We start from the raw sequence: 14288 nt of genomic DNA on the forward strand, positions 1-14288 counted from the left end.
ACATCAACCACCGTTCGTTTCGAGCGAAGTCGAGAAACGTGGGCGAGGCGCGTGTGAGCGTTTCTCGACTTCGCTCGAAACGAACGGGTTGGGGAGTTGAAGGGGACTAGTCGATGCCGCAAATCGCCATTCTGCCAGGGGACGGGATCGGACCGGAGGTGACTGCCGCCGCGCGTTCGGTGCTGGAGGCGATCGATCTCGATCTGACTTTTGTCGAGGCACCGGTCGGCGGCACCGCCTATGCGCAACTCGGCGATCCGTTGCCCGCCAGCACGCTCGACCTCGCCCGTGCATCGGACGCGGTGCTGTTCGGCGCGGTCGGCGATCCGCGCTACGATGCGCTGGAGGATCGGCGACTGCGTCCCGAAGCGGCGATCCTCGGACTGCGCAAGGAACTGGGGCTGTTCGCCAATCTGCGCCCCGCCAAGTTGTTTGCGGGGCTGGAGGACGCCTCCGCCCTAAAGCGAGAGATCGCGGCGGAAATCGACATGGTCATCGTTCGCGAGCTGACGGGCGATATCTACTTCGGGGAAAAGAAGCGTGGCGAACGGGGCGGCGTGCCCTGCGCCTCCGACCTGATGATCTATGACGCCAACGAAGTCGCGCGCATCGCCCGCGTCGCGTTCCAGACCGCGCGCAAACGGCGCGGCAAGCTGACCTCGGTGGACAAGGCCAATGTGCTGGAAACGTCCCGCCTGTGGCGCGAAACGGTGATCGCGGTCTCCGCCGATTATCCCGACGTGACGCTCGACCATCTCTATGTCGACAATGCCGCGATGCAACTCGTGCGCGCGCCCGGCCAGTTCGACGTCATCGTCACCGGCAATCTGTTCGGCGATATCCTGTCCGATCAGGCGAGCATGTGCGCAGGGTCGATCGGGATGCTGCCGTCCGCCGCGATGGGCGAGGGGCCGTTCGGCATGTACGAGCCGATCCACGGCTCCGCCCCCGATATTGCCGGGCAGGGCAAGGCCAATCCGTGCGCGGCGATCCTGTCGGCGGCGATGCTGCTGCGCCATTCGTTGGGCGAGGAAGCGGCGGCATCCGGAATCGAGCGCGCAGTCGCGGCTGCGATCGCGGGCGGGGCGCGAACTGCGGATCTTGGCGGGACGCTGTCGACTCAGGCGATGACCGACGCGGTGCTTGCGCGGTTGTGAGCCGGCGCCTCTCTCTTGTTGACCGCACCCCGCCTTCACCGGCAAAGCGGCGGGCATGAAAAGGTTCACTGGCCAAGACCGCTCGATCACGTCGAAATGGCGTCCCGCGACGCAAGCCGTGCGCGGCGGCACGGCGCGGTCGGAGTTCGGGGAAACGTCGGAGGCGTTGTTCCTCACCTCGGGCTATGCCTATGATTGCGCGGGCGACGCGGCGGCGCGCTTTGCGGGCGAGCAGGCGGGCATGACCTATTCGCGGTTGCAGAACCCGACGGTCGAGATGCTCGAACAGCGTATCGCCTTGCTGGAGGGCGCGGAGGCTTGCCGCGCCACCGCGTCCGGCATGGCGGCGATGACTGCGGCGCTGTTATGCCAGTTGCAGGCGGGCGATCATGTGGTGGCGGGCCGGGCTCTGTTCGGATCGTGCCGCTGGCTGACCGACACGCTGCTTCCCAAATTCGGGATCGAGACGACCATCGTCGATGCGCGCGATGCCGACCGGTTCGCGGATGCATCGACGCCGAACACAAAGGTCTGGTTCTTCGAAACCCCCGCCAATCCGACGATGGACGTGGTCGATCTAAAAGCCGTGTGCGGACTGGCCCGCGATCGCGGAATCGTCAGCGTCGTCGACAATGCGTTTGCCACGCCCGCGCTCCAGCGACCGATGGAATATGGCGCGGACGTGGTAGCCTACAGCGCGACCAAGATGATGGACGGGCAGGGCCGCGTCCTGGCGGGCGCGGTGTGCGGGACCGAGGAGTTCATCACCAACACGCTGCTGCCCTTCACCCGCAACACCGGGCCGACACTCAGCGCATTCAACGCCTGGGTGGTGTTGAAGGGGCTGGAGACGCTCTCCTTGCGCATCCGCAAACAATCGGAAAATGCGCTGGAGGTCGGGCGTTTCCTCGAAGCGCGCGTGCCGCGGATCAACCATCCCGGTTTGCCAAGCCACCCGCAGCACGCGCTGGCAATGGCCCAGATGGACATGACCGGCCCGATCTTCTCGTTCGAGGTCGATGGCGGGCGCGCGCAGGCGCACGGGCTGCTCGATGCGCTCGCGCTCATCGACATTTCGAACAATATCGGCGACTCTCGATCGCTGATGACTCACCCCGCCTCCACCACCCATTCGAGCGTCGCCGAGGAAAAGCGGCTGGAGATGGGCGTGACCGAGGGGATGCTGCGGCTGAACGTCGGGCTGGAAGACCCCGCCGACCTGATCGAGGACCTCGAACAGGCATTGACGGCGGCGGGGCTGTGATGATCGTCACGAACGCCCGCCGCGCTCACCCTGAGCTTGTCGAAGGGTGTCGGGACTCACTCGGCTTCGACAGGCTCAGCCTGAGCGCGGTTGGGGGACAGACCGCATGAAATCGCTGTTCTCCGAAGTGGCGACGACGCGCGGCATCACCGTCCGCGTGTCGGTCAGCTATCTGCCCGAACAGTCGGAGCCGGGGCGCGGGCGCTGGTTCTGGGCCTATCACATCCGCATCGAGAATGCGGGCGATCAGGCGGTGCAACTGCTGACTCGTCACTGGATCATTACCGATGGACGCGGATCGCGGCATTCGGTCGAGGGCGAAGGCGTGGTTGGCGAACAGCCGATGATCATGCCCGATGGCAGCTTCGACTACGTCTCCGGCTGTCCGCTCTCGACCCCGGCGGGATCCATGCAGGGCAGCTATCAGATGCTGGCCGAAGATGGCGAGGTGTTCGCTGTGGATATTCCCAAGTTCCAGCTTGTGGCACCGGCGGTGGCGGAATGACTTATTTCTGCCACCCAAATCCGTTCGTTTCGAGCGAAATCGAGAAACGTGGGCTGGGCGCACGCAAGCGTTTCTCGACTTCGCTCGAAACGAACGGGTTGCGGAGCGCGGGGCGAAAAGAATGAAGCGCACGCACCTCCCCTTGAACGGCCTGCGCGTGCTTGATGCCGCCGCGCGCCATTTGTCCTTCACCCGTGCCGCGGACGAACTCGCGGTGACGCCAGCCGCGGTCGGCCAACAGGTCCGCGCGCTGGAGGATACGCTGGGCGTCGTCCTGTTCCGCCGCACCACCAAGGGGCTGGAACTGACGCCCGAAGGCGAGGCCGGGCTGGTCGCGCTGCGCACCGGCTTCCTGCAATTCGAGGAAGCCGTGCGCGCGATGCAGGCGGGACAATCGTCCAAATCGCTGACCATCGCCGCGCCGCGCGATCTGACCAACAAATGGCTGATGCCGCGCCTGTCGAAGATCGCGGCGGGCGACGGCGAACTGCGTTTCCAGTTGATCGCCGCCGACGATGCCACGGTCGATTTTACCGAAGCCAATCTCGATCTCGCCATCCGCTGGGGCGAGGGGCCGGGCGAGCATGAGGGCGAGGCGCTCGAATCCGACGGCATGGTGAAGGTTGCCGCACCCGACGGCGGGTTGGATCAGGTGATCGCCTGGCCCGGCTGCGACGTGACCGAGGGTCAGGCGCTGGTGCGCGTCGCCGATGCGGGCCTCGCGATCGATGCGGCGGCGGCAGGGCTGGGCTGCGCGAGCGTCCCCGAACTGCTGGCGCGTGCGGACATCGAGTCGGGGCGCGTGGTCGTCATCGGCGAACCCGCGGCGTCGCGGCTCGGATACTGGCTGGTCGCGCCGCTCCCGCAATGGCGTCAGAAAAAGGTTCAGGCACTGGTCGAGGCGCTAGGCGAGTGAGGGAGACGCCGCGGCTGGAAAGTGCGCGGCTGGTGCTGCGCGCGCTGTCGCCCGACGATGCCGAGACCTTGCATCCTACGCTCGCGGACGAAAGCCTGATGACCTGGTGGTCGTCCGCCGCTCACCGGGACGTGGCGGAAACCCGCGCCTATCTCGCGTTCGAGGGGCGTGCGGACGCCGATCAGTGGCAAAGCTGGGCGATCACCGTGCGCGACGAAGGCGATGCCGCGGTGGGTTTCGTGTCGGCGGGCGCGCGTCGCTCAGGCGTGTCCGAAGTCGGCTATATGCTCGCCCGGTCGCATTGGGGCCGCGACATCGCGGTCGAGGCCGTCAACCGCGTGATCGAATATCTGTTCGTCGATCAGGGGCATCGCCGGGTGTTCGCCGATACAGATCCGGACAATTTCCATTCGCGCACCCTGCTCGAAAAACTGGGCTTCAAGCAGGAAGGCGTGCTGCGCGGCGAATGGGAAACGCATATCGGCGTGCGCGACAGCGTGATCTATGGGTTGCTCAAGGATGAGTGGGCGGCTCGGCGGGGGTAAATATGTCTCCTCGCACATGCAAGGTCTGCGCGCGGGAAGCGTATTAGGACTCGCAATGACGATTGGTTCAAATGATGGTCGTCAGCGCGCCTATTCCGCCGCCAGGGTCAGCGCGCGGTTCATCAGGCCGAAGAACTGTGCCTGATCGACAACCGCATCCGCGCGGTGCCAGTTACCCGTCACCGCGCGCCATTCGCCCGCCTTTGTCCGCACCAGATAGCTGGCCGAGATCACCCCCGGCTCCGACCCGCCCTTATACCCCTGATAGGCATAGCGCGACGCGTCGCCGCCCGGATTGACCGCCAGGATCGCCAGCGCCTGTTCGTCGCCGGTCTTGCGGATCGTGTCGAGCAGTCGCGCCATGTCGGCGGGAGAGGCGAACCATTCGATCTGAAGCGCGAGCGGCTTGTCGCCGAACATCCCCGCGCTGACCGACGTCGCCGCGAGCTTCGGATCGGCCAGCCGCTTCGCCCGCGCATCGGGGCTGAGCGTCGCCCAGTCGGCGGCGAGCGCGGCGTTCGACGGATGCTTCAGCCGGAACGCCTCCATCGTCGTCAGCAGCGGCAGCGTCGCGTCGGCGTCGGCGATGCCGCTGGCGCGCACCATCGCATCGACCTGCGCCCGGCCAAGCGCGATCATCAGCGTGTCGGTGGCGGTATTGTCGCTGATCGACATCATCTGCGTGGCCAGCGTATGCAGCGTCACCGGCGCGCCTTCGGGCCAGGTCTGCATCACCCCGCCCGGCAGCGATCGTTCGCCGATGGGCACCACGTCGGACCAGCGGCGTTTGCCCGCCTTTACCTGCCGCGCGGCTTCGGCCAGTACCCACAGCTTGAAGCCCGAACCGAGCGGCGCGGCGCGGTCGCCGTTCAGCGCGTTGATCGCAACCGGCGCGGCGCCGCCCAGGCGGTAGACGCCATATCCGGCATTGCCCGGCAGCGCCCGGAAATCGGCGTCCAGCTTTGCCGCACTGTCGTCGCGCATCTCGGTGCCGGTGAACAACAGTCCGACGACGCTGTGCGGCGCATTGGGATCGACGCTGATCCGACCGCGCGCGATCCCGCGTTCGAACGCGACGACGATGGTCGCGTCGGTCGCGCCGATCGGCGTCACCTGTTCGACCCCGGTCGCCTTGCCCATCGCGGTGGCGAGCTGCCTGCCCAATTCGCGAAACTTCGCCTCGGGCACCTGATCCCGAAAGCCGGCAGCGAAAAAGGCGTTAAAATCGCCTTCGCCGTTCAATATCGCGGGCAATTGGTCGAGCCGCTGCTGGAGGACTGGCGACGGTGCGGTCGTGGTCGGGGGCGTCTGAGCATGGGCGACGGCGGGCAATGCGCCCAGCAGTGCCAGCGGCAGGATCATGTTGCGGATCATCGATAACTCCCCCCTTTTTGCTCGTCTCACGCGTCGATTACGTCCTCGTCCAGCCGCGCGGCGTTTTCCTGGATGAACTGGAACCGGTGCGCCGGGTTGGTGCCCATCAGGCGGTCGACCAGATCCTTTACGCCTGCACGTTCCTCATATTCCTGGGGCAGGGTGATGCGGATCAGGTTGCGAGTCTTGGGGTCCATCGTCGTTTCGCGAAGCTGGCCGGGGTTCATTTCGCCCAGGCCCTTGAACCGCGCGACATCGACCTTCTTGCCCTTGAACGGTCCCGCCTCGATCTCCGCACGGTGCGCGTCGTCGCGAGCGTAGAGCGATTTCGCGCCGACGGTCAGCCGGTAGAGCGGTGGCTGGGCGAGATAGAGGTGCCCGCGCCGCACCAGATCGGGCATTTCCTGAAAGAAGAATGTCATCAGCAGCGTCGCGATATGCGCGCCGTCGACATCGGCGTCGGTCATGATGATGATGCGGTCGTAGCGTAGCGCCGTGGGGTCGCAGTCCTTGCGGGTGCCGCAGCCCATCGCCAGCGTCAGGTCGGCGATTTCCTGATTGGCGAGGATCTTGGCGGCGGTGGCCGAAGCGACGTTCAGGATCTTGCCGCGGATGGGCAGGATCGCCTGGGTCTTGCGGTCGCGCGCCTGTTTGGCCGAACCTCCGGCGCTGTCGCCTTCGACGATGAAGAGTTCGGTGCCCTCGGTGGCGTCGGCGGAACAATCGGTCAGCTTGCCGGGCAGGCGCAGCTTGCGCGCGCTGGTCGCGGTCTTGCGCTTGACCTCGCGTTCCTGTTTGCGGCGCAGGCGTTCGTCCATGCGTTCGAGCACATAGCCGAGCAGCGCCTTGCCCCGGTCCATATGGTCGGACAGGAAATGGTCGAAATGGTCGCGCACCGCGCGCTCGATCAGGCCGGTCGCCTCGGGGGAGGTCAGGCGGTCCTTGGTCTGGCTCTGGAATTGCGGATCGCGGATGAACACCGACAGCATCAATTCGCTGCCGACCATCACATCGTCGGCGGTCAGGTCCTTCGCCTTTTTCTGCCCCGTCAACTCGCCGAAGGCGCGCAAGCCCCGGACCAGCGCCTGACGCAGACCCGCTTCGTGGGTGCCGCCATCGGGGGTGGGAATGGTGTTGCAATACCAGCTATAGCTGCCGTCGCTCCATAGCGGCCAAGCTACGGCCCATTCGACGCGGCCCTGGCCGTCGGGGAAATCCTGACGCCCGGCGAAGAACTCCGCGCTCGCGCATTCGCGCCCGCCCAGCTGCTCGCGCAAATGATCGGCAAGCCCGCCGGGGAACTGGAACACGGCTTCGGCGGGCGTTTCGTCCGAAATCAGTTCGGGCGAGCATTTCCAGCGGATTTCGACGCCGGCGAACAGATAGGCCTTCGACCGCGCCAATTTGTAGAGCCGCGCGGGCTTGAAATGCATTTCCGGCCCGAAAATCTCCGGGTCGGGGGTGAAGGCGACGCTGGTGCCGCGCCGGTTGGGGGTGCCGCCCAGAGGTTCAAGCGGTCCCAGCGTCTGCCCCTGGCTGAACCGCTGGCGATAGAGTTTCCGGTCGCGCGCGACCTCGACCACGGTATCGACCGACAACGCGTTGACGACGCTGACCCCGACGCCGTGCAGGCCGCCCGAGGTCGCATAGGCCTTGCCGGTGAACTTGCCCCCCGAATGGAGCGTGGAGAGAATCACCTCCAGCGCCGACTTGTCGGGGAATTTGGGATGCGGATCGACCGGGATGCCGCGGCCATTGTCGGTAATGGTCAGCCGGTTGCCGGGTTCCAGCGTCACCTCGATCCGGGTCGCGTGGCCCGCGACCGCCTCGTCCATCGCATTGTCGAGCACTTCGGCGGCGAGGTGGTGCAGCGCGCGCTCGTCGGTGCCGCCGATATACATGCCGGGACGGCGGCGAACGGGCTCCAGCCCTTCGAGCACCTCGATCGACGAAGCGTCGTAATCACTGGAGGGCGAGGGGGGCGCTGCGGCGAAAAGGTCGGACATCGCCGCCAGCTATATCCCGCCGCCCGCGCCTCGCAAATCGGCAATGCTGTGGCAAAAATAACACGACTGATCCGCATCAACACCGTCAAGGGATCGAATCTGCATCCATCGTCGTTGTGCTTCCGAATCTTCACCCGCGTAACAACAAGTACGGAGACTACCCCCCATGAAGCTACGTTCCCTGATGGGCGCCGGTATCGGCGCCCTGGCCCTTGGTGCAGCCCTTCCGGCCGCCGCGCAGTCGTCGGACTATAACGACAACTGGACCGGTTTCCATGTCGGCGGCTCGTTCGGTTATGCCGCGCAGAGCAACGATGCGGGCTCGTTCGTCGTATTCGACACCAATCTGGACGGCGAATTCAACGACACGGTTCGCACCGCCGCAGGCGCCAACGCCTTTTCGACCGGCTTCTGCAATGGCCAGTCTCAGGGTTCGACCCGCGCCGCAGGGTGCGTGAAGGACAAGGACGGCCTCGAATATTTCGCACGCGTCGGTTACGACCAGCAGATGGGCAACATCGTCGTCGGCATCATGGGCGAATTCGGCCGTGCGGAAATCCGCGACAGCCAGACGGCATTTTCGACCACGCCCGCAAACTATGTGTTCAACCGCGAACTCGACTGGCAGGCCAGCATCCGCGGTCGTGCAGGCTATGCCACCAACGGCGCGCTCTTCTACGTCGCGGGCGGTCCGGCCTATGCCAAGATCGATCGTGAATTCACCAGCACCAACACGGCCAACTCGTTCACCGCATATGGCGACAACCACGCCTGGGGCGTGACCGGCGGTGGCGGCGTCGAAGTGAAGGTGACCAGCAACCTGACCTTCGGCCTCGAGTACATGTACTCGCGCTATTATGACGACGATAGCGGCATTGCGGTCGGTCGCGGCACGGCGCCTGTGACCAACCCCTTCCTGCTGGTCAACGCCAATGGCACGAACATGCAGCGCTCGGACACGAGGTTCGACTATCACGGCATTCGCATGACGGCGGGTCTGCGCTTCTAAAGCGTCCCGTCACGATGTGAGCGTATGGAAGGCCGGCGGGGCGTATTTCCCGCCGGCCTTTTTTTGATCCGCTCCCGCGGACAGGCGGCCCGGTGCCGCCTCCACATTCAACCCACCAGCACCGGCTGTCCGCAGCGGATGCCATTCACCCACACATCGGCCTGGCCGTATCGAACGCCCAGCGTTCCGGTCGCGAGATTGATCACTCCGTCGAGCGCGGGCGCGGCGACGTTCAGCGCCTGACCGACACCCGAAATCAGCGGACCCGTTGGAATCGGCAATCCCAGCACGCGCGGCGTCAGCGTCGTCGACTGGATCAGGCTGGCGGTCAGGCCCTGCACGGCGGCCCCGCTCGATACGGTCTGCGGTTCGCCCGATCCGATTTGCGCGCTCGAAAAGCTGACGCGCTGCCACGGCTCCGCGCTGCCCAGCGCAATCACGCCGCGCGCTTCGACATCGACCAGTAGCGTATCGACCAGTTTCGTGCGCTGAACGGCCATGGCGCGCGGGAAATCGTCCAGCCGCCGGGTATCGACTTCGCCCAGCGCGATCGTTCCCAGACCCGGTCGCGCGCCGACATCGACGCGGGCGGTGGCGGGGGTGGGGCAGGCGATGGCGTCGATCCGCGCCTCCGCCTCGGCCAGCTCGACGAACAGCGGTACATTGATGCCGACCAGCGAGCCGAGACCCGGAAGCGATACATTGGCGAGCCGGGTTTCCACATAGACGCGGACCTGCGCGGTGCGGACGATCGGGTGGCCGCCATCGCCGATGGCGATCCACGGGCTACCCTCCGGCCGCTGGCCCACCGCCAGCCACACCCGCGTCTGAGCCAGTCCGGGAATGCCCGCGCCCAGATCGAGCGCGACCTGGCGCTCGCCATTCGCCAGTTGCAGCACGCTGGTCAGCATCGCCAGCGCATTGACCTTGACCATCCCCGCCGCCGCGCGGTCCTGCGCGCCGACCGGGCCGAGATCGATCAGCGTCGACAGATTGACGGTGTCCCCCACGTTCATCCCAGCCGCGATCCGTGCGAGCAGCGCCTTCGCCAGCGCATCGTCGGCGGATGCCATCCCGATCGCCTCGACGATCTGCGGCAGCGCCACATCGCTGTCGAGGATGCGGTCGTAGCTGCCGAGTTCAAGGTCGGCGGTGGTATTCAGCGCATCGACGAACCCGAGCAGGTCGATGTCCGCCCCGGCCAGCGCGTTGTAATCGGCGACCGACAGCGACACGTTCGACCCCGTCAGCGCAGAGAGATACGCGTTGACCAGCCCGCCATCGAGCGCGGCAAGGCGGCTGCCGACCGAAATCGCCGCCAGATCGATGCGCGCGGCGCGGGCGCGGCGGCCGATCGCCACATCGCGCGTTCCGAAAATCCGCGCGAGGAAGGTCGGCGACCGGGTCTCCAGCGCAACCTGCACCGCATTGGCCGGGGTCGCGCCCGGCGTGAAGCGCTCGGCGCTCGCAATCGCCGGATCGGCGACGTAGCGGCCCGGCGTGGCGATGACGGCGAAATCGCGACCCCACCCGGCATCGGCGACCAGCGCATCGGCGCGCGACTGGGCGGTCGGCAGGTCGGTCGCGGCGGCGAGCGCGGCGGAATCGGCCAGCCCCTGCAGCCGGCGCGTCTCCAGCTGCACCGACCCGACATCGACGGCAAGCGCCCCCGCGCCGATCAGCACCGGCATGGCGAGCGCTACCAGCGGTCCGATCCCGGCCCGGCGGTCGCACAGAATCCGGCGGCGGGCGATGGTCAAAGGCCACCGCCGATCCGCACCACGGCGCGGCGTTCGATCAGGGTGTCGGGAACGGGCAACAGCCGGGTGTCGAGCAGCGGGATGCCGCTGGCGTCGTGGCGCACCGTCACCGTCAGGAGCGTGCCCGATTCGGCGACTTCGCTTTGAGTGATGACGGGATCGAGCGACCCGGCGCTGGCCGATGCCGCCACGCTGTCGCGGGCGATCGCGGCGCGTTCGGCGCTGTTCAGCCCACCGATCGCCGCGCGGGCGGCGTCGTTGGCGGCTTGCTGAACCTCATGCGCGACCAGGAAATACTGGCCGTAGGCGAGGATACCGATGACGAGCACCAGCAGCAGCGGCAAGGCGAGCGCGAATTCCACCAGCGCCGCACCACGACGGTCGCGAAACGGGGCATCGGGCCAATGGGGAATGCGCTTTGCCATGCCGCCGATCATCGCGCGGTGCGGGTTAGCGGAGCGGTAGCGTGCTGGGCAGTGGAAATGCGGGATTTACGTAAGGAGACAGGCCCGATGGCGGTTCACACAACCGGAATGGACCGGATTTTATGTGATCCGCGGGGTTTGGCTTAGCCCGTGCTTCCCGGCCGGGCTTCATTGCGAGCGAAGCGAAGCAATCCAGCCTGAGCGCGAACCGCTGCTGGATTGCTTCGCTTCGCTCGCAAGGACGGGGCGTGTTCGCCGGAAGGTCGAAGCCGACTTACCGGACCCGCGGGCCGCCATAGGGGAGCGGCGGCGGCGGGCGGCGATCGCGTCGGGGGAGCTGCGCCTGATAGGCGTGGCCGCAATGTTCGACGCAATAGGGAAAGCCGGGGTTCACCGCTTCGCCGCAGAAATGGAAATCGGGCTCGCCCGGATGGCCCAGCGGCCATTTGCAGATGCGGTCGTTCAGGTCGAGCAGGCTGGTCTTGCCCGCAATCTCCGCCGACGGCTTTGCGGGGACGAGGCGCCGCGGCGGCGCGGGGGTCGCAGGCGGAGCCTGATCGCCGGGGTTCTGGCGCACGAAACCGCCGGGGCCGACCGAGCGCAGCACCGGGCCGTCGGGCTTGCGGACGGGCGGCGTGTCATCCGCGTCGTCGCTCGCATCGAACGGTTCGGGGGCAGGCTGGGGCGGTGCGGCGGGCGCGCGCGTGGGGGCAGGCGCGGGTGCGCGCTCGGCGGGGGCCGGGGCCGCAGCCTTGGGCGCGGGCGGCGGCGCTGCGGCGGATGCGGTCGCAGCGGGCTTGGCGGTCTTCGGCGCGGCCTTTGCCTTGGTGTCGTTGGCCTTGACGGGCGAGGGGCGCGACTGGAGGCCAAGGCGGTGGGCCTTGCCGATCACCGCGTTGCGGCTGATGCCGCCCAGTTCCTCGGCAATCTGGCTGGCGGTATTGCCCGATTCCCACATCTTGCGCAGCGTCTCGATCCGCTCGTCGGTCCAGCTCATAATGTTCCTCAAGTCCAGCCATGCCCGTGCCGGGTTGCGGCGGGGCAAAGGTCGCACTACGCGACGAACCCATGACCGAACAGCCCAAACACGGCGAAATCAGATTTGGCCAACCCGGCGATCCGGTGATTCGGAACGTCAATTGGGGTGGCCTCAAGACTCTCTATATCAAGGAGGTGCGGCGCTTCTTCAAGGTGCAGCTCCAGACCGTCTGGGCACCTGCCGTCACGACGCTGCTTTTTCTGGTCATCTTTTCGGTCGCATTGGGCGGCGGCGGGCGGACCGTCAGCCTTGAAGGCCAGGTGTTTCGGTTTGCGGACTTCCTCGCCCCCGGCCTGATCGTAATGGGGATGCTCCAGAATGCGTTCGCCAATGCGAGCTTTTCGTTGCTGGTCGGCAAGATCCAGGGGACGATCGTCGATTATCTGATGCCGCCCCTCTCCACCGGCGAATTGCTGGCAGGGCTCGTCGGCGGCGCGGTGACGCGCGCGTTCCTGGTCGGCGGTGCGGTCTGGCTGGCAATGGCGTTGTGGCCCGGCGTCGACGTGACCCCGGTGCATCTGTGGGCAATCCTGTGGTTCGGGCTGCTGGGATCGCTGTTCCTCGCGCTGCTCGGCGTGATGACGTCGATCTGGGCGGAAAAGTTCGACCATGCCGCGGCCGTCACCAATTTCGTCGTCGCGCCGCTCGCGCTGCTGTCGGGCACCTTCTATTCGGTCGAGCGGCTGTCGCCGCTGTTCCAGTCGATCAGCCACGCCAACCCGTTCTTCTATGTCATCTCGGGCTTCCGCTACGGCTTTCTGGGTGCGGCGGACTCTCCGATCCTGGTCGGCAGCGTAGTGATCCTGGGCGTCAATATCGCGCTCGGCCTGGCCTGTTACACGCTGCTCAAGCGCGGCTGGAACATCAAGAATTGAGCACGCGGGGGGCGGTGTTGACGCGCGCCCGCCGCCCCCGGTAGAGATGCGATCCGGGCGGTCCGCTGGGCCGCCTTTTCGCGTTTTCAGCAGAGTTTTTCCCGCACCCATCTTCGTTCAGGAGTGACCCCGATGACCATCACCGCCCTCATGCCCGTTTACCCGCGGTGCGATGTGCGGCCGGTGCGCGGCGAGGGATGTTATCTGATCGGCGAGCGCGGCGAGCGCTATCTGGATTTCGCCAGCGGGATTGCGGTCAATTGCCTGGGCCACGGCCACCCGCATCTGACCAAGGCGATCGCGGATCAGGCCGCGACTCTGATGCACGTCTCCAACCTCTATGGCAGCCCGCAGGGCGAGGCGTTCACGCAGCGGCTGGTCGACAATTCGTTCGCCGACACCGTGTTCCTGACCAATTCGGGCGCCGAGGCCGTCGAATGCGCGATCAAGACCGCGCGGCGTTATCATCATGCGAACGGCAATCCGCAACGGCACAAGCTGATTACCTTCAACAATGCCTTTCATGGTCGCACGATCGGTACGATCTCGGCGACCAATCAGGACAAATTGCGCGACGGGTTCGAGCCGCTGCTGCCCGGTTTCGGCTATGCGCCGTTCGACGATCTGGACGCGGCGCTGGCGCTGATCGACGACGAAACCGCGGGCTTCCTGGTCGAGCCGGTGCAGGGCGAAGGCGGCATCCGCGCGGCGTCGCAGGCGTTTCTGCAAGGCTTGCGCAAGGCGTGCGACGAGCATGGCCTGCTGCTGGTCCTCGACGAAGTGCAATGCGGCTATGGCCGCACGGGGACTTTGTTCGCGCACGAGCAATATGGCATCAAGCCGGACATCGTCGCGGCGGCCAAGGGCATCGGCGGCGGCTTCCCGCTCGGCGCGTGTCTGGCGACCGAGGAAGCGGCGAAGGGCATGGTCGCGGGCACCCACGGCTCCACTTACGGGGGTGGACCACTCGCCTGCGCGGCGGGCCAGGCGGTGCTCGACGTGATGCTGGAGGACGGTTTCCTGGATCAGGTCAAGACGAGCGGCGAACGGCTGCGCGCGGGCCTCGAACAGATGATCCCCAATCACGATCATCTGTTCGACAGCGTTCGCGGCATGGGCCTGATGCTCGGGCTGAAGCTGAAGGATCCGGCCGTCTCGCGCGATTTCGTCGCGCATTGCCGCGATCATCACGGGCTGTTGCTGGTGGCCGCAGGCGACAATGTCGTCCGTATCCTGCCGCCCTTGGTGATCGAGGAAAGTCACATCGCCGAGGCGATCGAAAAACTGAGCGACGCCGCACGGCTCTATGTGCCTGCGAGCGATGATTAAGCTCTCCGTGGTTTGTACCATCCACCAATCCGTCTGTGTCGAGTAGACTTCGAGCGAAGTCGAGAAGCCGTATCGAGACAGCCT

13 protein-coding genes are annotated in these 14288 nt (G+C 66.3%); 8 read left to right on the forward strand and 5 right to left on the reverse strand.

Annotation, left to right across the window (positions count from 1 at the left end):
- The first annotated feature begins 113 nt into the window (after positions 1-113).
- The 5 genes from leuB (at position 114) to ACX0GZ_RS12865 (ending at position 4387) form a co-directional block, all read left to right on the forward strand.
- Entirely contained in the window at positions 114-1157 is a 1044-nt protein-coding gene (gene leuB / locus ACX0GZ_RS12845; RefSeq protein ID WP_458817046.1) for a 3-isopropylmalate dehydrogenase, read from the forward strand.
- Positions 1158-1212: 55 nt separating this feature from the next.
- Positions 1213-2421, forward strand: a complete 1209-nt coding sequence (locus ACX0GZ_RS12850; protein WP_458817048.1) for a trans-sulfuration enzyme family protein — start codon at positions 1213-1215, stop codon at positions 2419-2421.
- A 106-nt stretch (positions 2422-2527) separates the two neighbouring features.
- Entirely contained in the window at positions 2528-2926 is a 399-nt protein-coding gene (apaG, locus tag ACX0GZ_RS12855; RefSeq protein ID WP_458817050.1) for a Co2+/Mg2+ efflux protein ApaG, read from the forward strand.
- A 121-nt stretch (positions 2927-3047) separates the two neighbouring features.
- The gene (locus ACX0GZ_RS12860) at positions 3048-3842 is read left to right on the forward strand and encodes a LysR family transcriptional regulator (protein WP_458817052.1); all 795 of its coding nucleotides are present in this window, start codon (positions 3048-3050) and stop codon (positions 3840-3842) included.
- Entirely contained in the window at positions 3839-4387 is a 549-nt protein-coding gene (locus ACX0GZ_RS12865) for a GNAT family N-acetyltransferase (RefSeq protein WP_458817054.1), read from the forward strand. Before ACX0GZ_RS12860 ends, ACX0GZ_RS12865 begins: the two co-directional genes overlap by 4 nt.
- 90 nt (positions 4388-4477) lie before the next feature.
- Here ACX0GZ_RS12865 and ACX0GZ_RS12870 read toward each other — a convergent pair whose 3' ends face one another.
- Together ACX0GZ_RS12870 and parE are read right to left on the reverse strand one after the other, a co-directional pair.
- Positions 4478-5761 carry a serine hydrolase gene (locus ACX0GZ_RS12870; RefSeq protein WP_458817056.1) on the reverse strand — a complete coding sequence of 428 codons (1284 nt, stop codon included), beginning with the start codon at positions 5759-5761 and terminating at the stop codon, positions 4478-4480.
- Between the two features lie 26 nt (positions 5762-5787).
- Positions 5788-7767, reverse strand: coding sequence for a DNA topoisomerase IV subunit B (gene parE / locus ACX0GZ_RS12875; RefSeq protein WP_458817058.1), 1980 nt, complete (start codon positions 7765-7767; stop codon positions 5788-5790).
- Positions 7768-7933: 166 nt separating this feature from the next.
- Here parE and ACX0GZ_RS12880 point away from each other — a divergent pair, with 166 nt between their 5' ends.
- A complete protein-coding gene (locus tag ACX0GZ_RS12880; protein ID WP_458817060.1) occupies positions 7934-8776 on the forward strand; it encodes an outer membrane protein in 843 nt (280 codons plus the stop codon).
- A gap of 107 nt (positions 8777-8883) precedes the next feature.
- Here the strand turns inward: ACX0GZ_RS12880 and ACX0GZ_RS12885 are convergent, their stop codons facing one another.
- From ACX0GZ_RS12885 to ACX0GZ_RS12895, 3 genes are all read right to left on the reverse strand, one after another.
- Complete coding sequence (locus ACX0GZ_RS12885) at positions 8884-10536, reverse strand: pilus assembly protein TadG-related protein (protein WP_458817062.1); 1653 nt, start codon at positions 10534-10536, stop codon at positions 8884-8886.
- Positions 10533-10961, reverse strand: a complete 429-nt coding sequence (locus ACX0GZ_RS12890) for a TadE/TadG family type IV pilus assembly protein (protein WP_458817064.1) — start codon at positions 10959-10961, stop codon at positions 10533-10535. Before ACX0GZ_RS12890 ends, ACX0GZ_RS12885 begins: the two co-directional genes overlap by 4 nt.
- 274 nt (positions 10962-11235) lie before the next feature.
- A complete protein-coding gene (locus ACX0GZ_RS12895) occupies positions 11236-11958 on the reverse strand; it encodes a GcrA family cell cycle regulator (protein ID WP_458817066.1) in 723 nt (240 codons plus the stop codon).
- A 71-nt stretch (positions 11959-12029) separates the two neighbouring features.
- On the opposite strand from ACX0GZ_RS12895, the gene ACX0GZ_RS12900 reads away from it, so the two are divergent.
- Together ACX0GZ_RS12900 and ACX0GZ_RS12905 are read left to right on the forward strand one after the other, a co-directional pair.
- A complete protein-coding gene (locus tag ACX0GZ_RS12900) occupies positions 12030-12875 on the forward strand; it encodes an ABC transporter permease (protein ID WP_458817068.1) in 846 nt (281 codons plus the stop codon).
- A gap of 132 nt (positions 12876-13007) precedes the next feature.
- Entirely contained in the window at positions 13008-14204 is a 1197-nt protein-coding gene (locus ACX0GZ_RS12905; protein WP_458817070.1) for an acetylornithine transaminase, read from the forward strand.
- The last annotated feature ends 84 nt before the right edge of the window (positions 14205-14288 follow it).

The sequence above is a fragment of the Sphingomonas aestuarii genome, assembly GCF_054457155.1.